Source organism: Novosphingobium olei, assembly GCF_012927405.1.
Classification (GTDB): domain Bacteria; phylum Pseudomonadota; class Alphaproteobacteria; order Sphingomonadales; family Sphingomonadaceae; genus Novosphingobium; species Novosphingobium olei.
Genome location: NZ_JABBGM010000006.1, coordinates 58877 through 81175, shown reverse-complemented (window position 1 = coordinate 81175; position 22299 = coordinate 58877). Strand labels below are relative to the sequence as shown.

Genomic DNA, 22299 nt, shown 5'->3' with positions numbered 1-22299 from the left:
GGCTCAAAGCTCCGCGATGTAGGCCTTGTAGGCGTCTTCATCCATCAATTCGGCCAGTTCGCCGGTGTCCGACAGCGTCATGCGCCACAGCCAGCCCGCGCCTTCGGCATCCGAATTGACCAGCTCGGGCTGGTCTTCCAGCGCCGCATTGCCTTCGGTCACGCTGCCCGAAACCGGCGCATAGACATCGCTTGCCGCCTTGACCGAATCCACCACCGAGCAGCTGTCACCCTTGCCCACGCTGGCGCCCGCCTCGGGCAGCTCGACGAAGGTGATGTCGCCCAGCTGGCTCTGCGCGTACTCGGTGATGCCAACGGTGGCAGCATCGCCCGAAACCTCGATCCACTCATGGTCCTTGGTGAAATAGCGGGACATCAGGCGGCTCCTTTGCGGTAATATCGGTGGGGAACGAAGGGCATGGGAACGACGCTGGCGGAAAGCTTGCGCCCGCGCACGTCGATGGAAAGCTGGGTACCCGGCGCGGCGTGTTCGCTGGCGACGTATGCCATGGCGATCGGCCGCTCGAGGCTCGGCGAAAACCCGCCCGATGTGACCACGCCCACCGGCGCATCGCCGGCAAGCACGACGGCGCCCTCGCGCGCGGCCATCCGGCCCTCGATCGAAAGGCCGACGCGGCGGCGCGCCGGACCATCGTTCAGCGCGGCGATCACGCGATCAGCCCCCGGAAAGCCGCCTTCGCTGCGGCGGCGCTTGTTGATGCCGAAGGCAAGGCCCGCCTCGATCGGCTCATGCTCGGGCGTCATGTCATGGCCATAGAGCGGCAGCCCCGCTTCCAGCCGCAGGCTGTCGCGCGCACCCAGCCCGATCGGCCTGACCTGCGCCTGACCGGCGATCAGCTCGGCGATCGCGGCCGCGCTTTCCGCCGGGATCGAGATTTCGAAGCCGTCTTCGCCGGTGTAGCCGGAGCGGCTGATCCACGCATCCACGCCGCCAAGCTTGAAGGCCGCGCCGCGCATGAAGCTCAGGTCGCCCAGCGCCTGTTCGCCCGCCACCAGCGGCGCCAGCGCCTCGGCCGCCTTGGGCCCCTGCAGCGCCAGCAGCGCGCTGTCGTCGAGGTGGTTGATCGTCACGTCATCGGGCAGGATCTCGCGCAAGTGCGCGATGTCGTCCCACTTGGTCGCGCCGTTGACCACCAGGTAGAACCCCGTGCCCCAGCGCGTGACCATCAGGTCGTCGAGGATGCCACCGGTTTCGTCCAGCAGCAGCGAATAGCGCACGCCGCCCAGCGGCAGCGTCGACAGGTCGATCGGCAGCGCGGCTTCAAGCGCGGCTTCCACGCCCTCCCCCGAAATGTACAGCTGGCCCATGTGGCTGACGTCGAACAGCCCGGCGCTCTCCCGCGTCCAGAGGTGCTCGGCGATGATGCCTTCGTATTGCACCGGCATCGAATAGCCGGCGAACTCGACCATGCGGCCGCCGCGCGCGCGATGCCAGGCGTCGAGCGGCAGTTCAAGCGGGCCCGAAGGAACGTCCGGATCTTCGAAATCGTTCGCAGGAATGTCGTTCAAGTCGCTCACAAACAGGGACTCCGCACGCAAGGATGGCACCATTTCCGGTGCCCCCTCTGTCACGGAAACCTGAGAGCTTTCCCCCGGCGCCATCGGATGGCGGCAAGGTTACCCCTTCGGCGGCCCCCGACACGCGGGGACACTTTCCAGAGCGACGCTATCGACCCACGCGGTCCTTTTGCCTGAGAGATTCCGGGGCGGTTGCTCCTTCGGCGCCCTGCGAACCCGGCCTCCGTCACCGGAAGCCCGAATCGCAGGACCTCTCCCGCGCGATCAGCGACTTTGGTGCTTTCGCGCATGCAGCACGCCCAAGTCAATGCAGGGCCGCCGCCTTTTCGGTGGAACGGCCCCTCAGCGCGCCAGCAACCGCCGGAATTCGGGGTTGTGGTGCACGTACCGCCCATCGGGACGCGCGCCGATCAGCGCCACGATCACCCGCGCCAGGTCCCGCGCCCGCACCGAACGATAGCGCGCAAGGCTTCCGCGCAGGAACCGGTCGACCAGCGGGCTCAGGATCATGCCCAGCCGCTCGGCCGGGCGCACTGGCCCTTCGCGCGTCCCGCGCAGCAGGCCGGGGCGCAGGATATCGAGCCGGGCGAAGTGCAGCTTGGCCAGCCGATCCTCCACCTCTCCCTTCACCGAAAGGTAGAAGTTGCGCGAAGAAAGCTCGGCACCCACGGACGAGACGAGGATAAGTTGCCGCGCCCCGGCGGACTTGGCGGCTTCCGCGCAAGTCAGCACAAGATCGTGGTCCACCGCACGGAACTTCGCCTTGTCGCCACCCACTGCCTTGATCGTGGTCCCCAGCGCCACCACCACCGTATCGGGTCGCGCATCGGCAATCGCCTGCGGCCAGTGCGCGGTGTCGGCCAGCAGCAGCTCGATCCGCGCGCCTTGCGGCAGCGGTATCTCCCGCCGGGCAAGCCCCGACAGCGTGATGTCCGCCCGCGTCGCGCAGGCCGCGATTACCTCGCGTCCGACAAGGCCTGTCGCTCCGACCAGCAGCACGCGTCTCGGCTCAGACATTGCGCAACCCCTCCGGCACTTCCCCGAACAGCCTGGCATAGCAGTCTGCCGCATAGCGGTCGGTCATGCCAGAGATGAAGTCGGCGATGTGCCGGCTTCGGGCAGGCTCGCTCTCGGGCAATCGCGCGGCCCAATCTTCGGACATCGCCGCCGGATCTGCGCGATAGGCTTCGAACAACCGCGACACCACGTGCCGCGCCCGCTCCGCCGCGGCGATCTGTTCGGGGTGGTAGTAGAGCCGGTCGTACATGAACTTCTTGAGCGTGCGCTCTTCCTCGCGCATCGACGGCGAGAAGCGGCACAGCGTCTGCCCGGCGGCCCGCACGTCCTCGACCGACTGCACGCCGCTCGCCGCGATCCGCACCTGCGTTTCGGCGATCACGTCGTTGACCATCCGGCCGATCTGCCCGCGCACCAGCTCGCGCTGCATCCGCTCGCGCGGGGCGCCCGGAAAGCGCTGTTCGATCGTGCGCCACTGTGCCTCCACCGAAGGCAACTCCATCAGGTCATCGATCGTCAGGAACCCGGCGCGCAGGCCATCGTCGATGTCGTGATTGTCGTAGGCGATGTCGTCCGAGATCGCCGCCACCTGCGCCTCGAGCGAGGCATGGCTGGCAAGGTTCAGGGGAAACGCCGCGTCCAGCTCGGCCAGGGCCCAGGTCGGTTCGTGGATCGGCCCGTTGTGCTTGGCGATGCCTTCCAGCGTCTCCCACGAAAGGTTCAGCCCCTCGTGCCCGCAGTACGGGCTTTCAAGGCGCATCAGCACGCGCAGGCAATTGGCGTTGTGGTCGAACCCGCCGGCGCCGACCAGCGCCTCTTCCAGCGCGTCCTCGCCCGCGTGGCCGAACGGCGGATGGCCGATGTCGTGCGCCAGGCACAACGCCTCGGTCAGGTCCTCGTCCAGCCCCAGCGTCCGCGCGATCACCCGGCCGATCTGCGCGACTTCCAGGCTGTGCGTCAGCCGCACGCGATAGTGGTCGCCATCGGGCGCGATGAACACCTGTGTCTTGTGGCGAAGTCGCCGGAACGCGATCGAATGGACGATGCGGTCGCGGTCGCGCTGGAACGCGGAACGGGGCCCGCGCGCCGTTTCCGGCTCGAGCCCGTATTCCCGCCCGCGCGAGCGCGCCGGGTCCGAAGCGTAAGGCGCGCGTTGGCTCACCCGCCCAGGATCCACTCCACTGCGGCCTCGGCATGGATGCGCGTGCCGTCGTAGATCGGCAGCACGTTGGCATCGACGTCGATCACCATGTCGAGCTCGGTGCAGCCCAGCACCACGCCTTGCGCGCCGGCCTGCCCCATGTTGGTCAGGATCGTGCGGAAGGTGCGTTCTGCGCTGCGCGTGGCGCGGCCCTGCATCAGCTCCTCGTAGATGATGCGGTCGATTTCCTCGACGTTGTCCATCACCGGCGGCAGCAGCGTGATGCCGTGCTCGACCAGCCGCTTGCGATAGAAGCTTTCGACCATCACGTTGCGCGATCCGATCAGCGCGGCGGTCTTCACGCCGGCCGCCTGCATCTTCCGCCCCACCGCATCGGCGATGTGCAGCACCGGCACGCCGACCCCCGCAGCGATCCGGTCGTAGACCTTGTGCATCGAATTGGCGCCGATCAGGATTGCGGTGGCGCCCGCCTGTTCCAGACGTTTCGCGCTCGCCTCCAGCACGTCGCCTGCGCGCGCCCATTCCTCAGGCGTCGAAAGGCGGACAAGGTCGGTAAAGTCCAGGTTCTCGATCAGCATCGGCGCGCTGGCGAGCTTGGTGGTGCGCGCCTGCACCAGCTTGTTGATGTGTTCGTAATAGGTCCGGGTCGAAACCCAGCTCATGCCTCCGATCAGGCCAATCTTGCGCAACGTGAATTCTCCCCGCGGGATGACGGTCCCCCTGTCCCGCCGGGGCTTACGCAACCGCCGCGCGAGCGGCAAGCGGCCCCCGGGCCGCTGTCACCGCTTCATCGCGGCTATCCACCGCTTCGCGTGGCGCACCACGCCGACAGACGTGAACCGGAGGCGCACCTTGTCGCCCCCGGTTCATGCTATCCCAAATCAAAGCGCGAAGATCAGTGCGCCAGCGCCTTGACGATGTCTTCGACCATCTTCTTGGCGTCGGCCAGAAGCATCATGGTCTGGTCCATGTAGAACACGTCGTTGTCCACGCCGGCATAGCCCACGCCGCCCATGGAGCGCTTGACGAAGAAGATCGTCTTGGCCTTGTCCACGTCGAACACCGGCATGCCGTAGATGGGTGAGGACTTGTCGGTTTTGGCCGCCGGATTGACCACGTCGTTGGCGCCGATGATGAAAGCAACGTCCGCCTGCGAAAATTCGCTCTGGATGTCCTCCAGCTCGAACACTTCGTCATAGGGCACGTTGGCTTCGGCCAGCAGCACGTTCATGTGGCCGGGCATGCGGCCTGCCACCGGGTGGATGGCGTACTTCACGTTGACGCCTTCCTTCTTCAGAACGTCGCCCATTTCGCGCAGCGCGTGCTGCGCCTGGGAAACCGCCATGCCGTAGCCCGGAATGATGATGACGTTTTCGGCTTCCTTCATCATGTAGGCGGCGTCTTCGGCGCTGCCGCGCTTCCACGGACGCTGCTCCTTGGCCGCGCCGCCGCCGGCAGCCGCTTCCGCGCCGAAGCCGCCTGCGATCACCGAGAGGAACCCGCGGTTCATCGCCTTGCACATGATGTACGAAAGGATCGCACCCGAAGAGCCCACCAGCGCGCCGGTGATGATCATCGCGGTGTTGTGGAGCGTGAAGCCCATCGCCGCCGCGGCCCAGCCCGAATACGAGTTGAGCATCGAGACGACCACCGGCATGTCCGCGCCGCCGATCGGGATGATCAGCAGGAAGCCGATAAGGAACGAGAGCACGGTGATCGTGGCGATCACCCACTGGCTCTGGTCCTGCGTGAAATAGGCGACAAGGCCGAGGATCGCGATCAGCGTGCCGAGGTTCAGCACGTGGCGACCCGGCAGCAGGATCGGCGAACCGCTCATCTTGCCGGCAAGCTTGAGGAACGCAATGATCGAGCCGGAGAACGTGATCGCGCCGATCGCGATGCCAAGGCCCATCTCGACGCGGCTCTGCGGCTCGATCAGGCCGTCGGCGCCAAGGATACCGAACGCGCCGGGGTTGAGGTAGGCGGCAAGGCCCACCAGCACGGCAGCAAGGCCCACCAGCGAGTGGAACGCTGCCACCAGCTGCGGCATGTCGGTCATCTTGATCTTGCGCGCGGTCACGAAGCCCACGCCGCCGCCGATGGCGATGGCGCCTGCGATTTCCGGCAGGCTGGCGATGCCATGGGTGACCAGCGTGGTGACCATCGCGATGGTCATCCCGATCATGCCATAGCGGTTGCCCGCGCGGCTCGTCGCCGGGCTGGAAAGCCCGCGCAGCGCCAGGATGAACAGCACGCCCGAGATGAGGTAGGCGAGCATCGCCCACGAAGGAACCGAAGCGACGTGTTCCATCACTTCTTCTCCTTCTTCTTGTACATCGCAAGCATGCGCTCGGTCACGGCAAAGCCGCCGAAGATGTTGACCGAAGCCAGCACTACGGCGCCAAGGCCCAGCCACTTCGAAACGGCAGACCCTTCCGCCGCCGAAGCGACCAGCGCGCCGACCACGATCACCGAGGAGATCGCATTGGTCACCGCCATCAGCGGCGTATGCAGCGCCGGGGTAACCGACCAGACCACGTAATAGCCCACGAAGCAGGCCATCACGAAGATGCTAAGGATTGAAATGAAGTCCATTGGTCCGGCCCCCTCAGCCAAGCAGACGTTCGTTGACCACCTTGCCGCCGTGCGTCAGGCGGATGGCGTTGCCGATTTCCTCGTCGAGCACGGGCTTGCCCTGCTCCTTGTCCCAGAAGGCGGAGAGGAAGTTGTAGAGGTTGCGGCTGAACAGCGCCGAAGCGTCAGCCGGCAGGTGCGCCGGCGTGTTCGAATAACCGACGATCTTGACGCCGTGCTTCACGACCACCTGGTCCGCCACCGAGCCTTCGACATTGCCGCCCTGCGCCACGGCGAGGTCGAAGATGACCGAACCGGGCTTCATGCTGGCGATCTGCGCGTCCGAAATCAGCCGCGGCGCAGGCCGGCCCGGGATCAGCGCGGTGGTGATCACGATGTCCTGCTTGGCGATGTGGCTCGAAACCAGTTCGGCCTGCGCCTTCTGGTACTCCTCGCTCATCTCGGTGGCATAGCCGCCGGCGCCCTCGCCCTCGATCCCGGCGACGTTCTCGACGAAGATCGGCTTGGCGCCCAGCGACTGGATCTGTTCCCTGGTGGCCGAACGCACGTCGGTCGCAGAGACCTGCGCGCCAAGACGGCGGGCGGTGGCGATCGCCTGAAGCCCGGCAACGCCGACGCCCATGACGAAAGCCTTCGCCGCCGAAACGGTGCCGGCGGCGGTCATCATCATCGGGAAGGCGCGGCCATAATGGTCGGCCGCCACCAGCACGGCCTTGTAACCCGCAAGGTTCGATTGCGACGAGAGGATGTCCATGCTCTGCGCACGGGTGATGCGCGGCATGAATTCCATCGCCAGCGCCTCGAACCCGGCGGCGGCATAGGCATCCACCCGGTCGCGGCGGCGGAAGGGGTCTAGCCCCGCCGCAACCCACGCACCGGGCTTTGCCCCGGCGAGAAGCTCCACCTCGGGCCCTTGCACGCCGAGCACGATGTCCGCGCCCTGCGCCGCGCCTTCGGCCACGACTTCGGCGCCCGCGGCACGATAGTCGTCGTCCCCGATCGAAGCCGTGGCGCCTGCGCCGCTCTCGATCCGCACGGCTGCGCCCAGCGCGATGAATTTCTTCACCGTCTCGGGCGTTGCCGCGACGCGCGTTTCGCCTTCCGCCCGCTCGCGCAGGACGGCGATGGTGGTTCCCCCCGCCATGATGAGCTTACTGGATGATCAGGATGACGAACGCGACGATCGCGATGATCACCGGGGTCGAATACTTGATCATGTTGATGAAGCCTTCGTAGGTCGCGTTCGCGGCCTTCATGTCGTTTGCAGGAGCCATTCGTCGTTTCCCTCAAAATACTGCGCTGCAGCGCGGCGCATGCTCTAACCACAGGACCCAGCACGACTCAAGCACAGGCTTGCCCTGCGCGATAACCGAAAGGGCGCGGCGGTTTCGCTTAATCGCGTCTTTACCCGATCCGGTTATCAGTGCGCCTGTCCAAATGAGGGGCTCTCCAAAAGAAGGGGGCGCCGGCGCGGACAGGATTGCGAGAGACGTTTCCACGATGGCCGAGCCCGAAGATCGCCTGCTGCTGCTGATCGACAGCGACCCCGCGCAGTGCCGCCTTGTCACAGCGCTTGCCGGCCGTGAAGGCTGGCGCACGATCGTGGCGCGCGATGCCGAAACCGGGATCGCCACGCTCGGCACGCGGCAGGGCATGCAGCTGGGCGCGATCATGCTCCAGCAGAGCGCGGTGGGCGACGAAGCCTGCGCGCTGATCGCCGAATTGAAGGCGCGCCGCCCGGCGCTGCCGATCCTGATGGTCACCAACAGCGCCTCGCCGCTGCTTGCGGTGGAAGCCATGCGGGCGGGCGCCACCGACTACCTGATCAAGCCCGTCTCGCCCGACCGGCTGCTGCTGGCGCTGCGCAGCGCGACGACGCGCGAACAGCCGAGCGCCGAGCTGCAGCCGCTGACCGAAAAGTTCGACACCGCGCTCGATTTCGATTCGATGATCGGCGCCGCCCCCGCCTTCCGCGCCGCGCTGGCGGTGGCCGCCAAGGCCGCGCGGACGCAGAATACCGTGCTGATCGAAGGCGAGAGCGGGACCGGCAAGGAAATGCTGGTCCGCGCGATGCACGCCGCGAGCCCGCGTTCGAAGGCGCCGCTGCGCATCGTCAATGCCGGCGGCATCCCCGCCAACCAGATCGAATCCGTGCTGTTCGGCCACGAAAAGGGCGCCTTCCCCGGAGCGTTCGACCGGCAGGCCGGCGCGCTGCAGCAGGCCGACGGCGGCACGCTGGTGATCGACGAGATCGACCGCCTGCCCGAAAGCGTGCAGGACCGCTTCGCCCAGTTCCTGGAACGCGGCGACGTCCAGCCGATCGGCGCGCGCCATTCGTTCCGGGTCGACGTACGCCTGCTGCTGTGCGCCAACGCATCGCTGCGCGACCTGGCCGACGCCAGCATGTTCAGCCCCGCGCTGGCCGATGCGCTGTCGGGTCACGTGGTGCTGCTGCCCCCGCTGCGCCAGCGCGTGGCCGATATTCCAGCGCTGGCCCGTCACTTCCTGGCCCGCATCGGCGAGCAGCCCGGTTTGCGCCCGCTGGGCGTGACCGACGGCGCGCTGGCGCTGCTGTCGGCCTATGACTGGCCGGGCAACGTGCGCCAGCTGCAGGCGACGCTGTTCCGCGCTGCCGTATTCTGCGACGGCGAGATGCTGACCGCGCAGGATTTCCCCCAATTGTCCAGCGTGGTGGGCGATGCCCCCCGCCCGGCCCCGCAGTTCGGCGACGGCGCGGGCGTCACCCTGTTCGCCCCCGACGGCAACTTGCGTCCGCTGGAGGACATCGAGGCCGACGTCATCCGCCTGGCCATCGGCCACTATCGCGGGCGGATGACCGAAGTCGCCCGAAGGCTCGGGATCGGTCGGTCCACGCTGTACCGCAAGCTGTCCGAACTCGGCATTGATTCGGCCCCCGACCGCGCGGCCTGAGGTGGCGTGAAAGGCAGGGGGGTTGACGGGGTTGACACGGTCCTGGAGCAATAATCCGGGTCCCGGCTCGGACCCTGCCTCTTCAAGACAAGATACTGAGTAAAGAGGATTTTCTTCCATAACACGGCGATTGTGCGCATGCCGGTGGGTGTAGGAAAGCGCAAAATACCTGACGCACACGTCAGCTAAGGATCAATCGCCGCCGAGATGCGAAAAGTCGGTCAGCGCGGCATCGCGCAAGCCCCGCCAAACGTGGAGCGCCTGGACCGTTTCGGCGACATCGTGGACCCGCACGACCTGGCAAGCGGCATCGAACGCCCTTTGCGCCAGCGCGAGCGATCCGCCGAGGCGCTGGTGCGCCGGCGCTTCGTTCGACAGCGCGCCGATCAGCCGCTTGCGGCTGGCGCCGAACAGCACCGGCTGGCCGAGCGTATGGAAAAGCGGCAGCGCGTTGATCAACGCCAGGTTTTCGCCCAGCGACTTGCCGAAGCCGATGCCGGGATCGAGCACGATCCGATCGCGCGCGATGCCCGCGGCGACGGCGGCGTCGCGCCGTTCGGCGAGCCAGTCGAACACGTCGAGCACGACATCGGCGTAGTCGCCATCGGCGTGCAGGTCCCCTTCCCCGCCCGGCGCGTGCATCAGCACGACCGGCGCGCCCGAACGGGCGACGACGTCGAGCGTGCGCGGATCGTGGCGCATGGCCGAAACATCGTTGACGATCTGCGCGCCCGCGGCGAGCGCCGCTTCGATCACGCTGGAGCGGCGGCTGTCGATCGAGATCGCCGCGCCGCTGGCGGCCAGGCGCTCGATCACCGGAACCACGCGCTTGACTTCGTCCCCCTCCCACACGGCAGCGGCGCCGGGGCGGGTGGATTCCCCGCCGACATCGATCAAAGAGGCGCCCGCTTCGAGCATGGCGTGGGCGTGTTCCAATGCAGCGGATGGATCGTCGAGAAACTTGCCGCCGTCCGAAAAGCTGTCGGGCGTGACGTTGAGGATGCCCATGACCTGCGGCTGATCGAGCCGCAGGGTGCGCGCGCCGCACTGCAGCGGCGGATGGACCATGCGCAGGGCGGACCATTGCGCTTCGCCCTGCACCCCCAGCGCATCGGGCAGCCGCGACAGTGCGCCGGGCACATCGGGCGCGGCGACGATGGTGCGCGAGGCAACCTTCCCGCCCTCTCTAACGATCAGCGCGAACCGGCTGGCATAGACGAGGCCGCCGGCAAGACGGACGGCGGCGCCATGTTCGCTTTGCGGGCTATCGGCAAAGGCGATCGGGCGGAGGTAAAGACGCTGGGTCATGGCGCGGCTTGGTATCGCGGGGCGTGCGGTAGGGGAAGGTATCGGGGGGCGATCCAGCGTTCGCGTCGGGGGAAAAAGGCAGCCCTTCGACAAGCTCAGGGCGGACGGTTGCGGGCGGGAGCGCCGGTTAGGGGCTATTCCGCGCGTCATCGGGTCCTTATTGATCCGCGCCTCACCGTCCATCCTGAGCTTGTCAAAGGATTGTCCTTCGTTCGGCAGGGCATCCTTGGCGAAGGGACAGCAGCCGACGGGCTCAAGCCATACGGGTTGGGAGGTTGGCGCGCGACGGCCGCAGCCCTGCCCTTACCGCACCAGCCATTCGGCCTTGAGCGTGCCCTTGTGGCCTTCGGGCGCGAGGGCGGTGCGCAGGGCTTCGAGCAAGGGCAGCAGGTCCTGCGTAAAGGCGTAGGGCGGGTTGACAATGAACAGGCCGGCGCCGTTGTAGATACCGGGCTGGTCGGCATCGTAAAGCCAGTGCTCCACGTTCAGGAATTTGGGGATGCCGAGCCGGCGCAGCTTTTCCTTCCAGCGTGCGTGGGCGGCGCGGTCCTTGAGCGGATACCAGATCACGGTGACGCCATGTGCCCACTTGCGATGGGCGGCGGCGAGCGTCGTGGCGATGCGGTCGCGCTCGTCGGTCTGTTCGTAGGGCGGATCGACCACGACCACGCCGCGCGGGGTCTTGGGCGGCACCATCGCCAGCCAGAGCTCATAGGCGTCGCGCTGGTGGACGGCGGCGGGAATCCCGCGCATCGCATCGCGCAGGGCCAGCGCGTCCTCGGGATGCTTTTCGTTGAGAATCAGCGCATCCTGCGCGCGCAGCAGCTGGGACAGGAACCGGGGCGAGCCGGGATAGAGCAGCGGTTCTTCGCCCGCATTCACTGATCGCACCGCCGTGCGATAGTCGGCGAGCAGGGGATTGGCGGCGGCAAAGGCGCGCACCACGCCCTGCGCCGACTCGCCCGTGCGCTGCGCCGCATCGCCGTGGAGGTCGTAGATGCCGCAGCCGGCGTGGGTGTCGATCAGGGTGAGCGCGCTTTCTTTGATCTGCAGCGCGCGCACCAGCGCGATCAGCAGGGCGTGCTTGACGACATCGGCGCTGTTGCCGGCGTGGAAGGAGTGGCGGTAGTTCATGTGTGACTGCGTTTGTGCGCGCAGCGGTAACGCCTGGCGCGGGAGGATGAGTTGCCCCGGTAAACGCCCGGCGGAAAGCTTGAAAGCACTTCTGCGTTTGAGTTGCGGAAGCCTGGGGCGTTTGGCCAGGAAGCGGGACCCCTGGTCAAGCCCGGGGTGACGGGTATCGGGTGATTGGCAGTTGAGCGATCGAGCCCACTATCCGTCGCCCCGTGCTCGACACGGGGCTTGGCTTTCAGTTCAGTTTTTCCGGTTAGGAAATGGTGCCGCTAATGGCACTTCGCGCCGATCGAGGACGACGTTTGCATCGGCTGGAGCATCGGGAGCACGGATATCCGTAAGCGGCGGCGCAAGGCGAGAGCGCGAAGTAGCCAAGCCCCGTGTCAAGCACGGGGCGACGACGGACAGCGGTGAGAACCAGTTACCGCGCGATTGCAGCGAGGCAGCCAAGCGACGACACGATGGCGGTCATCGTTGCAATGATGTTGCAGGTATAACGAGAGACCGAGCCGACGCGCGTTCGTGGCCGAATAATGAATACAGCCACGATGAAGACGAGTGCGAACCAAATTGAAAAAATCGCGACCTCTATTGGCGACAGGGGTGTCCCAATAAGGATAATCGGACATCCAATCAGGGCCAAGGTCAGATAAGCGAAGAACGTGGCTTTAGTCAGGTTCCTGCTACGGCGCTTGTTTTCATTCTGCACGCGCAGCCATTCGGGTTGCTCGGTTTCCATTGCTCCGTTCTCGCATCGCCCCTCAACGTCCGCAAGGGGGCGTGACCCGACGTTTGCCTGTGCGTCCCCCTCCCCGTCAGTCCTCCACCGCCAGCAGGTAGCGTTGGCGCAGCGCGTCGATGGGCTTGATCTCGCCTTCGTGCTCGAGGTGCCAGAAGGTCCAGCCGTTGCACGACGGCGCACCTTGCAGTTTGGCGCCGACGCCGTGGATCGAGCCGCTCTCGATGCCGTCGGCGGCGAGCGAGCCGTCGGCGCGGACGGTGGCGGAGAGGCGGTGCTTCTTGTCGAACAGGCGGGTGCCGGGCGCGATCCAGCCGGCTTCGACGAGCTGGCCGAAGGCGACCTTGGGCGCGGTGCGCTTGGACTGCATCGTGGTGAGCGCGCTTTCATCCAGGGGCAGCGCGGCGGCGATGCGTTCCTCGGCCACTTCGATGTAGGCGTCCTCGCGCTCGCAGCCGATGAACGAACGGCCGAGGCGCTTCGCGACGGCGCCGGTGGTGCCGGTGCCGAAGAAGGGATCGAGCACCACGTCGCCCTTGTTGGTGGTCGAAAGCAGCACGCGGTAAAGCAGCGCTTCGGGCTTCTGCGTGGGGTGGGCCTTGGCGCCGTTGCGCTTCAGGCGTTCCTGCCCGCTGCAGATCGGCAGGACCCAGTCAGAGCGCATCTGCAGTTCATCGTTCAGCGTCTTCATCGCGCGGTAGTTGAAGGTGTACTTCGCCTTCTCGCTCTTCGCCGCCCAGATCAGCGTCTCGTGCGCATTGGTGAAGCGCGTGCCCTTGAAGTTGGGCATCGGGTTCGCCTTGCGCCAGACGATGTCGTTAAGGATCCAGAAGCCGAGGTCCTGCAGGATGGCGCCGACGCGGAAGATGTTGTGGTAGCTGCCGATCACCCAGATCGAGCCGTTGGGCTTGAGCAGGCGGCGCGCTTCGGCCAGCCATTCGCGGGTGAACGCGTCATAGGCGGCGAAGCTGTCGAACTTGTCCCAATCGTCGGTGACGGCTTCGACGTGGCTGCCGTCCGGCCGGGCAAGGTCTCCGCCCAGCTGCAGGTTATAGGGCGGATCGGCGAAGATCATGTCGATCGAGCCCGAAGGCAGCGCGCGCATCTCGGCGATGCAGTCGCCGCGCAGGATGCGGTTCAACGGCAGCACCGGCGCGGCGACGATCGCTTCGTCCCTGGTCCGGAGCGCGCGGGCGCGCGGCTTCACCGCAATCGTCATGGTCTGGGTCTCTTTCCTTGAGGGAGGAGCCGGAATCTGACCGAAGCGGGGACTCGCGTCAAGCGGCGACTCGGCGGATTCCCGCGAGTCGCGCTGGCCAATCGATGAGAACGGAACGAGTCCGAAGCTAGATGTTGAGTCCGGCGATGCGGTGCGGACTCAAGATGTGGTGGTGTGGCGCGAAGGACTCTTGGATCGAAAAGTTTCGCGGCTCACAGCAGCACGAGCTGCGCCACGGGGGCAAAGCTGCGGCGGTGCAGCGGGGTCGGGCCGTGGGTGCGCAGCGCGGCGAGGTGTTCGGGCGTGCCGTAGCCGGCGTTGCGGTCCCAGCCATAGTGCGGGTGTTCGCGCGCGGCTTCGCGCATCAGGCGGTCGCGGTGTTCCTTGGCGATGATCGAGGCGGCCGAGATGCACGGTTCGATCGCATCGCCGCCGACGATCGGGCGGGCGGGCCAGCACCATTCGGGGCGGCGGCCGTGTGGGGTGAGGTTGCCGTCGATCAGCACCTCTCCCACCGGTTCATCGGCCAGCTGTTCGCACAGCGCCTGCACCGCGAGCGTCATGGCGAGCATCGTGGCGCCGAAGATGTTGAGGCGGTCGATATCCGCGACGTCCACCACGCCCACCGCCCAGCGGCAGCGGCGCTTGATGCGTTCTTCCAGTTCGGCGCGGCGGGCGGCGGACAGCTTCTTGGAATCATCGAGGCCCGATGGGCGCGGCTTGCACAGAACGACGGCGGCGGCGACCACGGGACCTGCCAGCGGGCCGCGGCCGGCTTCGTCCACGCCGATGGTGACCCCGTTGGGGAGCATGACACTTTCGCGCGCGTCGGGCATTGTGGAAACCATGCGATTCAATCCGATCCTGTCCGCCCTATCGCCGCTGGCGCTGCTGCTCGCAAGCTGCAGCGCGCCAACATCGGCGCAGAACGACCCCCAGCCACAGGCGCCCTCGCCCGAGCCCGCGCACTTACGCATCGAGGACAAGGGCACTTTCAAGGAGCCGTGGGCGATGGCGTTCCTGCCCGATGGCAGCGCGCTGATCACGGAAAAGGCGGGGCGGCTGAAATGGTGGCGTGAAGGCGGCCCGGTGGTGGAAGTCGGCGGCGTGCCGCCGGTCGACTATGGTGGACAGGGGGGCTTGGGCGACGTGATGCCGGCGCCCGACTATGCGACAAGCCACAAGGTCTACCTCACCTGGGTGGAAGCGGGCAGCAGCGATACGCGCGGCGCGGTGCTGGGCACGGCGGTGCTGAAGCCCGCCGACGCGCCGAAGCTGGAGGACCTGAAGATGATCTGGCGGCAGGTGCCCAAGGTGACCGGGCGGGGCCACTTTTCGCACCGCATCGCCATTTCGCCCGACGGCAAGTACCTGTTCCTGACATCGGGCGAGCGGCAGAAGTTCACCCCCGCGCAGGACCTGTCGAACAACCTGGGCAAGGTGCTGCGGCTCAATCTCGACGGGACGCCCGCCGCGGGCAATCCGTTCGCGGCCAAGGGCGGCGTTGCGCGCGAGATATGGTCCTATGGCCACCGCAACCTGCTGGGCATCAAGTTCGACGACCAGGGCCGGCTGTGGGAGTTGGAGCACGGGCCGGCGGGTGGCGACGAGCTGAACCTGATCGAGCCGGGCAGGAACTATGGCTGGCCGCTGGTTTCGGATGGCGACCACTATGACGGCAAGGCGATCCCGCGCCACAGGACGCGGCCCGACCTTGCCGCGCCGGCGATCAGCTGGAACCCGGTGATCGCGCCCGGCGACTTCATCATCTACGACGGCGACCTGTTCAAGGACTGGAAGGGCGAGGTGCTGATCGCTTCGTTCGCGGCGGCGGGCATCGTGCGGGTGAAGATCGAAGGGGAGAAAGCGAAGGAGGTCGAGCGGATCGGGCTGGACAATCGCATCCGCGAGATCGAACAGGGGCCCGATGGCGCGATCTGGGTGCTCGAGGACGGGGACCCGGGGCGCCTGCGCAAGCTGACCCCCCGATGAAAGCCGAGTGATGCCCTTCGACCCCACGCGCGTGAATTGCTGGATCTTCGATCTCGACAACACGCTTTATCCGCCCGCGCTCAACATGTTCGACCGGATCGACGTGCGGATGGGCAAGTTCATCGCCGACCTGCTGGGCTGCGACGCGACCGAGGCCCGGCGGGTGCAGAAGCTGTACTTCCACGACCACGGCACGACGCTTTCGGGGCTGATGCATTATCACGGCGTAAACCCGCACGAATGGCTGGAATACGTCCACGACATCGATCTGGACCTGCTGGAGCAGGCCCCGCGGCTGGAAGCGCAGCTGATGGCGCTGCCGGGCCGCAGGGTGATCTTCACCAACGGGGATGCGCCCTACGCGGGCCGCGTGCTCGACGTGCTGGGCATTGCGCACTGCTTCGACGGGATGTGGGACATCCACGCGATGGAATACCGGCCCAAGCCCGAGCCGAGCGCGTATAGCGGGATCGTCGACGCGCTGGGCATCGATCCCGAACGCGCGGTGTTCGTGGAGGATTCGGCGCGCAACCTGGCCCCGGCGAAGGCGCTGGGGATGCAGACGGTGTGGCTGGACGCCGCCACCGAATGGGGCGGTCAGGCCAAGGACGACGCAGCGATCGATCTGGTGATCGACGATCTGGGCCTGTGGCTCGACGCGGTGCTGGCGGAGCTTGCCGTTACGCGCCCCCTCGGCTAACCGCCGCGCCGAAATCAGAAACGCCAAGGACCCTGCCATGACCGCACAGCTCGAAGCCGCCATCGAAGCCGCCTGGGAAGCACGCGCCGACGTCACCCCCGCCAGTGCGGATGTGCGCAAGGTGGTCGAGGAAGCGCTCGAACTGCTCGATGCCGGCAAGGTGCGCGTGGCCGAGAAGGTGGACGGCGAATGGCACGTCAACCAGTGGCTGAAGAAGGCGGTGCTGCTGTCGTTCCGCCTGAACGACAACGCCGTGATCGAGCATGGCGCGGGCGGCGCGCCGGCGTTCGACAAGGTGCCTTCGAAGTTCGAAGGCTGGGGCGAGAACCGCTTCCGCGACGCAGGCTTCCGCGTGGTGCCCGGCGCCGTGGCGCGCAAGGGCGCGCACATCGCCAAGGGCGTGGTGCTGATGCCGAGCTTCGTCAACATCGGCGCCTTCGTCGATGAAGGCACGATGGTCGACACCTGGGCGACGGTCGGTTCGTGCGCGCAGATCGGCAAGAACGTGCACATTTCGGGCGGCGCGGGCATCGGCGGCGTGCTGGAGCCGCTGCAGGCCGGGCCGGTGATCATCGAGGATGGCGCGTTCATCGGCGCGCGTTCGGAAGTGGCCGAAGGCGTGATCGTGGGCGAAGGCGCGGTGCTTTCGATGGGCGTGTTCCTGGGCGCTTCGACCAAGATCGTCGACCGCGCGACCGGCGAAGTGCACATCGGCCGCGTGCCGCCCTATGCCGTGGTCGTGCCGGGTTCGCTGCCCGGCAAGCCGCTGCCCGACGGCACGCCCGGACCGTCGCTGTACTGCGCCGTGATCGTGAAGACGGTGGATGCGCAGACCCGCAGCAAGACCGGCATCAACGAGCTGCTGCGCGACTGACGCAGAGCCTTGCGCAGCGGGTTCCCGCCCATATGGGACAGGAACCCGATGCGGCTACGGGCGTAGGTTCGGCAACATGGGGCGCATCATCGCCCCGCCGAACAGGAGAAGCCCGTCATGGAACGTCAGGGCGCAGAAACGCACCTCACCACCGAGGAAGCCCGCAGCGGCGAAACGCGCAACATCATGCGCTGGGTGCTGCTGATCGGGGTAACGCTCGCCGTGCTGGCGCTGTCGGCGATCTGGATCACCGGAGCGCTGACCTCGGCCCAGCCCGACAAGAACGGCCCGATCAGCGGGCAGGCCACGCCGGCGGCATAATCCGAAGATGAGTGGCAAGACATTTCGCAAGGGAGCCCCGGTGACCTGGCACTGGGGCTCCGGCACCGCAAAGGGCAAGGTTGCCGAGGTTTTCGAACGGCGCGTATCGCGCACGATCGAAGGCAAGCGCATCAGCCGCAATGGCACGGCAGACAACCCCGCCGTGCTGGTGGAGCAGGAAGACGGCGGCAAGGCATTGAAACGCGCCTCCGAACTTTCACACCACTAGGCTCGACACATTCAGATTCGTCGCATTGCGCGCTTCGGGCTGGAACCCGGGGCGCGCAATGCGTTGTAATTGCAGGAGGACATGATTTCTGCACCGGGGAGTGCGCCGCGATGGCCGTGGGCTGGATTGTCGAAGAAGATTGCCGCGCACAGCTGCTTGAGCGCTTTCCGCCGCGCTATGCGCGCACCGTGGCCCACCATGTGACCCGCCATGTCGAGGGTTCGACTGAAAGTCCCCTGCCGCCGCGCATCGGAAACGCCCGGGTGGTCGGCCGCAGCGACGACGGGCAAGGGTGCGAAGCGCTGGTCGTGGCGCTGGATGGCAGTACCACGCGCACCGATGGCGGAACCTGGCACATCACATGGTCGCTTGCCGAAGGGCGCAGCGCGCGCGAAGCCAATGATGTGATCGCTCGGCTTGGCTGGGAATCGCTCGACGGTGGGCCGCTACGGCTTGCCCCTGCAGCCTGGTGAAGCGCCAATCCCCTGCGTTGACAGGCAGCAAGCGCGTGGCAAGGTTCGTGCGATGACGACGGCGCGCAACCTGATCGAGAAGCTCAAACTTCAACCCCATCCCGAAGGGGGCTGGTATGGCCAGACCTGGCGTGGCCCCGCCAATGAAAGCGGGCGTCCAACAGCGACGCTGATCCACTTCCTGCTCGAAGCCGGGCAAGCCTCGCACTGGCACACGGTGGATGCTAGCGAGATCTGGCTTTGGCATGCCGGCGATCCGGTGCAACTGCGCATCGCGCCGGGCGATGCCGTCCCGGTGACGACGACCGTGCTGGGGCCCGACGTGCTGGCTGGACACGCGGTGCAGCTGGTCGTGCCGACGGGGCACTGGCAGGCGGCGGCCACGGCACCCGATGGCACGCACGGATATGCGCTGGTGTCGTGCGTGGTGGCACCGGGGTTCGATTTTGCCGGCTTCGCGCTCGCCCCGGCAGGCTGGGAGCCCGGAGCATGACGGCGCGCACGGTGCTGCGCTGGGTGCTGGTGCTGTTCTACGCGCTGGCGGGCGTGCTGCACGTGATGATCCCGAAGCCGTTCCTGACGATCACGCCAGACTGGGTGCCCTTCCCCGCCACCGTCATCCTGCTGACCGGCCTTGCCGAACTGGCGGGTGCGACGGCGCTGGCGCAGGGGTGGTCGCTACGACTGCGGGCGTGGGGCGGAATCGGCCTTGCCGCCTATGCCGTCTGCGTGTTTCCCGCAAACATCCATCACTTCGCCATGGACATGGGCCGCTCCGACCACGGGCTTGGCCTTGCCTACCACGTGCCGCGCATGTTCGCGCAGCCTCTGCTGGTGTGGCTGGCGCTATGGTGCAGCGGGGCGATCGACTGGCCGTTCGGTGGCCGATCGATCAGGGCCGGATCGATCACGGGTTCGCGTTCGTCATCGTCCAGAAGTGCGGACCGCGCGCGCTGACGTCCCATTCGCTGAGCAGCGTGTAGCCGAGCCGCATGTAGAGCCCGACGTTGCTTTCGGTCGCAGTCTCGAGGACGGCCGGCAGCCCGCGCTCGGCCGCCATGGCGTGCCCCGCGCGGATGGCAAGGCCGCCAAGGCCCTGCCCCTGGTAATCGGGATGGACCCCGGCCATGCGGAGGTAGAACCAGTTCTCGCCCTTGGGCAGGTGCTTGCCGATCGTGCGGTCGAGCTTCTCGCCGCGCAGCACGGCGGTGCCGAGAATCGAGACGAAGTTGACGATGGCGCCCGGCGTCAGCGGGGCGTGGACATGGATCAGGCCCGGCGGGCGCCACAGCGTGACCGCCTCGGCACCGGGCGTGCCCAGCACGGTGGCGTTGGCAAGGTGATCGTCGAAGATCCAGCCCATCAGTCGCGGCAGGCGGCGCGCGCGGTTGGCGGTATCGGGAAGCATCCAGCACATGGCGGGATCGTTCTGGAACGCGGCGGCAAGCGTGGCCACGGCGCGTTCACGGTGTTCGGCGCCGAGGCGGATGATGGTGCGATCCACGAACTTCCCTTCCCTTTTGCCGGGAACATGCCATGGGCGCTGCGGGGCGCAACGGGAAACTGCAGGGGGATCACGCGATGAGCGACGACGATTACGTTTATGACGAAGACAGCGGCGAATGGCTGCCGGCGAGCGAGCTTGCCGTCAGGCGTGCGTCGGAAGGCGCGGTGGAAGTGCGCGATGCGGTGGGCAACCTGCTGGCCGATGGCGACCAGGTGACGCTGATCAAGGACCTGGACGTCAAGGGCGCGGGCCAGACGCTCAAGCGCGGCACGTTGATCAAGTCGATCCGCCTGACCGGCGATGCGCAGGAAATCGACTGCAAGTTCGACGGGATCAAGGGGCTGGTCCTGCGCGCGGAGTTCGTGCGCAAGCGCTGATCCGCGATCCGCACGCGGCGCGGAACGGCGAGTGCGGAACGGGGAGAGACGCGCTGCGTTTGCTGGCGACGGCGTGTCTGCCACGACGTTTCCAGACGAAAGGAATTCCCCAATGCCCACCAGCACCGCTTCGGCGCGCTATGACGGTTTCGGCAAGGACGGCAAGGGCGCGATCAGCACGCGTTCGGGCGTGCTGTCCGACCAGCCCTATGGCTTTGGCACCCGCTTCGAGGGCAAGCCCGGCACCAATCCCGAAGAGCTGATTGCTGCAGCGCACGCAGCCTGCTTCACGATGGCGACGAGCTTTGCCCTGGACCGCGCGGGCCACAAGGACGGCACGCTGGAGACGACCTGCAAGGTAACGCTCGACCAGCAGGATGGCGGGTTTGCGGTGACCAAGTCAGCGCTGTCGCTCAGCGCGAACATCCCCGGCATCGATCAGGCGGAATTCGAACGGATTGCCGACGAAGCAAAGGCAAACTGCCCGATCTCGAAGCTTCTTTCGTGCGAGATCACGCTCGAAAAGACGCTCTCGGCATAACGTCGCTCGCGGTCGGACCTGTTCCTTAGTGCAGGTCCGGCCACTTGCAGGCGACGGCGATTGCCTGATTTTTCGCGCAAATCTTCGCATTCAGTACCAAAACGCAACCCAATTGCATTTGTCGCAACCGGAGCAGCGACGATTGCAATTGCTCGCACCTGCAGCATCCCTATATCGCACTGCAACCAGAACAAAGTGATGGGTGCTCGAAGGCAAGATCCAGCCTCGCCGCGGCATCCCCGCGACGCAGAAAAAGGGATATTGCCATGATCAAGACTTTCGCACTGACCGCCGCCGCTCTCCTCGTTGCCGCTCCGGCTGTCGCCAACGCCGACACCTTCAAGCACAAGGGCGTCGAGTACAGCTACACCACCGAAACCAAGGACGGCGAGCAGGTTGTCCGCGGCACCGCCTATTCGGGCAAGGTTCCGTTCGAACTGCACGTGCGCAAGAAGGTCGTCGAAGGCACCTTCAACAACAAGCCGGTGACCTTCTCGCTGGCCGAAGCGAAGAAGGCCGGCATCATCGTCGACGCCCAGTAAGGCTGTCGCGATCGCGCCGGGTGCAACAGCGCCCGGTGTCGCCACAATTCCGGAAGCCCCCCGCCCGAACAAGGCGGGGGGCTTTCGCGTTCTGGAGTTCCGCCACCGCGTCGGGCGGGAACATCGCTGCGCTTTCGCGGATTGATGCCGCGGGCGGGGCGATGGAGACGATCTGTGGCGAAGAACCTGCGCTATCGCCTGCCGATGATGCTGGTGGCTGGTGGCCTTGCCTTCGGTGGCGTTCTGGCAGCGACAACGCCGACGCGGATGCTCGATGCACCCGAACCGTCATGGCGGCTGCCGACGGCACAGCGGCTCACCGTGCCCGGCGAGGACCAGGCGGCAGGCGCGCCCTATTTCTCGGCCTCGACCTACGAAGTCTATCCGGCGCAGCGCTGGCTGCACGGCTATAACGAAGAGGCGCTGCCGCCCGCGAGCGCGCGGTTTGCCGACGATGACGACTGGCGCATGGATGATGTGCGCAGCGATTCATCACACAACGATCGCGCAGTCGATCCATCGTATGACGACACGATAGCGGTCGATGACGGAGACGATGGTGGCGACGACCGGAGAGAGGCGCGCGATGTGTCCCCCTATGACGACGATGTCGGGGAAGCGCCGGCCGACGACGGCACGCAAGGCGACGTCGCCCCTGCCTGAGCGATCAGCCTGGAACGGTTTCGAACCCAGGCAAGGCGCCAAGATCGACCCAGTCCTGCCGGCTCTTGGTCCAGAACTGCGCCGAGGGCTTGAACCCGGTTGTATCATCGAGCGTACCTGCCTTGACGAAGACCAGCCCCGGCGCGCTTTCGACAAGCGAGAACAGCGGCGAGCCGCAGGTGCCGCAGAATTGGCGGGTAACCGACGCGCCGCTGTCGCCCTTGTCCATGTAGACCTTGGGCTCACCGGTGATGGCGATCGCTGACTCGGGCACGCCGACAAGCATCGAATAGGCGCTGCCCGCCTGCTTCTGGCAGTTCTTGCAATGGCAGACGGCCTGGATCGGCGGATCGATCGCGATGGTGTAGCGGATCGCGCCGCAGAGGCAGCCGCCGGTGTGTTCGCCCATGACCGTTTTCCTTTTTCGAATTACGTGG

The 22299-nt window shown here is 66.6% G+C and carries 29 protein-coding genes and 2 riboswitches; of the genes, 13 read left to right on the top strand and 16 right to left on the bottom strand.

Translation table 11 applies throughout. From position 1 onward, the window contains the following. Window positions 1-3: 3 nt before the first annotated feature. The 9 genes from gcvH to HHL27_RS14115 all read right to left on the bottom strand — a co-directional run bounded on the left by gcvH (window position 4) and on the right by HHL27_RS14115 (window position 7586). Window positions 4-375 carry a glycine cleavage system protein GcvH gene (gene gcvH / locus HHL27_RS14150; RefSeq protein WP_169494097.1) on the bottom strand — a complete coding sequence of 124 codons (372 nt, stop codon included), beginning with the start codon at window positions 373-375 and terminating at the stop codon, window positions 4-6. Beyond that, the gene (gene gcvT, locus HHL27_RS14145) at window positions 375-1529 is read right to left on the bottom strand and encodes a glycine cleavage system aminomethyltransferase GcvT (RefSeq protein ID WP_240959846.1); all 1155 of its coding nucleotides are present in this window, start codon (window positions 1527-1529) and stop codon (window positions 375-377) included. Before gcvT ends, gcvH begins: the two co-directional genes overlap by 1 nt. 46 nt (window positions 1530-1575) lie before the next feature. Next, window positions 1576-1689: riboswitch (glycine riboswitch) on the bottom strand. Next, window positions 1690-1807, bottom strand: a riboswitch (glycine riboswitch). A 73-nt stretch (window positions 1808-1880) separates the two neighbouring features. Continuing rightward, window positions 1881-2555, bottom strand: coding sequence for an NAD(P)H-binding protein (locus HHL27_RS14140; RefSeq protein ID WP_169494095.1), 675 nt, complete (start codon window positions 2553-2555; stop codon window positions 1881-1883). Further along, on the bottom strand, window positions 2548-3717 hold the full coding sequence (locus tag HHL27_RS14135; RefSeq protein WP_338114909.1) for a deoxyguanosinetriphosphate triphosphohydrolase: 1170 nt from the start codon (window positions 3715-3717) through the stop codon (window positions 2548-2550). Before HHL27_RS14135 ends, HHL27_RS14140 begins: the two co-directional genes overlap by 8 nt. Continuing rightward, the gene (locus HHL27_RS22470; protein WP_240959816.1) at window positions 3714-4406 is read right to left on the bottom strand and encodes an aspartate/glutamate racemase family protein; all 693 of its coding nucleotides are present in this window, start codon (window positions 4404-4406) and stop codon (window positions 3714-3716) included. The genes HHL27_RS14135 and HHL27_RS22470 overlap by 4 nt, the downstream gene beginning before the upstream one ends. A gap of 206 nt (window positions 4407-4612) precedes the next feature. Next, window positions 4613-6028: an NAD(P)(+) transhydrogenase (Re/Si-specific) subunit beta gene (locus HHL27_RS14130; RefSeq protein ID WP_169494093.1), complete on the bottom strand. Its 1416-nt coding sequence runs from the start codon at window positions 6026-6028 to the stop codon at window positions 4613-4615. Beyond that, complete coding sequence (locus HHL27_RS14125; protein WP_169494092.1) at window positions 6028-6312, bottom strand: NAD(P) transhydrogenase subunit alpha part 2; 285 nt, start codon at window positions 6310-6312, stop codon at window positions 6028-6030. Before HHL27_RS14125 ends, HHL27_RS14130 begins: the two co-directional genes overlap by 1 nt. Window positions 6313-6325: 13 nt before the next feature. Then, window positions 6326-7456 carry an NAD(P) transhydrogenase subunit alpha gene (locus tag HHL27_RS14120; RefSeq protein ID WP_169494091.1) on the bottom strand — a complete coding sequence of 377 codons (1131 nt, stop codon included), beginning with the start codon at window positions 7454-7456 and terminating at the stop codon, window positions 6326-6328. Window positions 7457-7463: 7 nt separating this feature from the next. Then, window positions 7464-7586: an aa3-type cytochrome c oxidase subunit IV gene (locus HHL27_RS14115; protein ID WP_169494090.1), complete on the bottom strand. Its 123-nt coding sequence runs from the start codon at window positions 7584-7586 to the stop codon at window positions 7464-7466. Between the two features lie 226 nt (window positions 7587-7812). Here HHL27_RS14115 and HHL27_RS14110 point away from each other — a divergent pair, with 226 nt between their 5' ends. Further along, the gene (locus HHL27_RS14110) at window positions 7813-9243 is read left to right on the top strand and encodes a sigma-54-dependent transcriptional regulator (RefSeq protein ID WP_169494089.1); all 1431 of its coding nucleotides are present in this window, start codon (window positions 7813-7815) and stop codon (window positions 9241-9243) included. 192 nt (window positions 9244-9435) lie between these two features. Here HHL27_RS14110 and folP read toward each other — a convergent pair whose 3' ends face one another. The 5 genes from folP to HHL27_RS14085 form a co-directional block, all read right to left on the bottom strand. Beyond that, the gene (gene folP, locus HHL27_RS14105; RefSeq protein ID WP_169494088.1) at window positions 9436-10551 is read right to left on the bottom strand and encodes a dihydropteroate synthase; all 1116 of its coding nucleotides are present in this window, start codon (window positions 10549-10551) and stop codon (window positions 9436-9438) included. Window positions 10552-10854: 303 nt separating this feature from the next. Continuing rightward, window positions 10855-11685, bottom strand: coding sequence for a 23S rRNA (adenine(2030)-N(6))-methyltransferase RlmJ (locus HHL27_RS14100; RefSeq protein ID WP_169494087.1), 831 nt, complete (start codon window positions 11683-11685; stop codon window positions 10855-10857). A gap of 421 nt (window positions 11686-12106) precedes the next feature. After that, on the bottom strand, window positions 12107-12424 hold the full coding sequence (locus HHL27_RS14095) for a hypothetical protein (protein WP_169494086.1): 318 nt from the start codon (window positions 12422-12424) through the stop codon (window positions 12107-12109). A 76-nt stretch (window positions 12425-12500) separates the two neighbouring features. After that, window positions 12501-13643, bottom strand: coding sequence for a site-specific DNA-methyltransferase (locus HHL27_RS14090; protein WP_169494085.1), 1143 nt, complete (start codon window positions 13641-13643; stop codon window positions 12501-12503). 212 nt (window positions 13644-13855) lie between these two features. Beyond that, window positions 13856-14491, bottom strand: a complete 636-nt coding sequence (locus HHL27_RS14085; protein ID WP_169494084.1) for a ribonuclease HII — start codon at window positions 14489-14491, stop codon at window positions 13856-13858. Between HHL27_RS14085 and HHL27_RS14080 the strand changes: the two genes are divergently transcribed. The 8 genes from HHL27_RS14080 (at window position 14490) to HHL27_RS14045 (ending at window position 19189) form a co-directional block, all read left to right on the top strand. Beyond that, window positions 14490-15635 (top strand): PQQ-dependent sugar dehydrogenase, encoded by a 1146-nt coding sequence (locus tag HHL27_RS14080; RefSeq protein WP_169494083.1) that lies wholly within the window; start codon window positions 14490-14492, stop codon window positions 15633-15635. The two genes, HHL27_RS14085 and HHL27_RS14080, sit on opposite strands and share 2 nt — an antisense overlap. Before the next feature lie 10 nt (window positions 15636-15645). Beyond that, window positions 15646-16335, top strand: a complete 690-nt coding sequence (locus tag HHL27_RS14075; protein WP_169494082.1) for a pyrimidine 5'-nucleotidase — start codon at window positions 15646-15648, stop codon at window positions 16333-16335. A gap of 37 nt (window positions 16336-16372) precedes the next feature. Beyond that, window positions 16373-17209 carry a 2,3,4,5-tetrahydropyridine-2,6-dicarboxylate N-succinyltransferase gene (dapD, locus tag HHL27_RS14070; protein ID WP_169494081.1) on the top strand — a complete coding sequence of 279 codons (837 nt, stop codon included), beginning with the start codon at window positions 16373-16375 and terminating at the stop codon, window positions 17207-17209. A gap of 117 nt (window positions 17210-17326) precedes the next feature. Beyond that, on the top strand, window positions 17327-17530 hold the full coding sequence (locus HHL27_RS14065; protein WP_169494080.1) for a hypothetical protein: 204 nt from the start codon (window positions 17327-17329) through the stop codon (window positions 17528-17530). A 40-nt stretch (window positions 17531-17570) separates the two neighbouring features. After that, entirely contained in the window at window positions 17571-17759 is a 189-nt protein-coding gene (locus HHL27_RS14060; protein WP_338114908.1) for a hypervirulence associated TUDOR domain-containing protein, read from the top strand. Between the two features lie 110 nt (window positions 17760-17869). Then, the gene (locus HHL27_RS14055) at window positions 17870-18232 is read left to right on the top strand and encodes a hypothetical protein (RefSeq protein WP_169494078.1); all 363 of its coding nucleotides are present in this window, start codon (window positions 17870-17872) and stop codon (window positions 18230-18232) included. Between the two features lie 52 nt (window positions 18233-18284). Then, window positions 18285-18725 carry a cupin domain-containing protein gene (locus tag HHL27_RS14050; RefSeq protein WP_169494077.1) on the top strand — a complete coding sequence of 147 codons (441 nt, stop codon included), beginning with the start codon at window positions 18285-18287 and terminating at the stop codon, window positions 18723-18725. Next, window positions 18722-19189, top strand: a complete 468-nt coding sequence (locus HHL27_RS14045; protein ID WP_169494076.1) for a DoxX family protein — start codon at window positions 18722-18724, stop codon at window positions 19187-19189. Before HHL27_RS14050 ends, HHL27_RS14045 begins: the two co-directional genes overlap by 4 nt. Here HHL27_RS14045 and HHL27_RS22725 read toward each other — a convergent pair. Further along, on the bottom strand, window positions 19140-19736 hold the full coding sequence (locus tag HHL27_RS22725) for a GNAT family N-acetyltransferase (RefSeq protein WP_169494075.1): 597 nt from the start codon (window positions 19734-19736) through the stop codon (window positions 19140-19142). The genes HHL27_RS14045 and HHL27_RS22725 overlap by 50 nt on opposite strands. A 77-nt stretch (window positions 19737-19813) precedes the next feature. Here HHL27_RS22725 and HHL27_RS14035 point away from each other — a divergent pair, with 77 nt between their 5' ends. The 4 genes from HHL27_RS14035 (at window position 19814) to HHL27_RS14020 (ending at window position 21862) form a co-directional block, all read left to right on the top strand. After that, a complete protein-coding gene (locus HHL27_RS14035) occupies window positions 19814-20116 on the top strand; it encodes an alkylphosphonate utilization protein (RefSeq protein WP_169494074.1) in 303 nt (100 codons plus the stop codon). Window positions 20117-20228: 112 nt separating this feature from the next. Then, on the top strand, window positions 20229-20657 hold the full coding sequence (locus tag HHL27_RS14030; protein WP_169494073.1) for an OsmC family protein: 429 nt from the start codon (window positions 20229-20231) through the stop codon (window positions 20655-20657). 266 nt (window positions 20658-20923) lie between these two features. Next, entirely contained in the window at window positions 20924-21199 is a 276-nt protein-coding gene (locus HHL27_RS14025) for a hypothetical protein (RefSeq protein ID WP_169494072.1), read from the top strand. Window positions 21200-21373: 174 nt separating this feature from the next. Further along, entirely contained in the window at window positions 21374-21862 is a 489-nt protein-coding gene (locus HHL27_RS14020; protein ID WP_169494071.1) for a hypothetical protein, read from the top strand. A gap of 4 nt (window positions 21863-21866) precedes the next feature. Here the strand turns inward: HHL27_RS14020 and HHL27_RS14015 are convergent, their stop codons facing one another. Beyond that, window positions 21867-22271: a GFA family protein gene (locus HHL27_RS14015; protein WP_169494070.1), complete on the bottom strand. Its 405-nt coding sequence runs from the start codon at window positions 22269-22271 to the stop codon at window positions 21867-21869. Window positions 22272-22299: the final 28 nt, after the last annotated feature.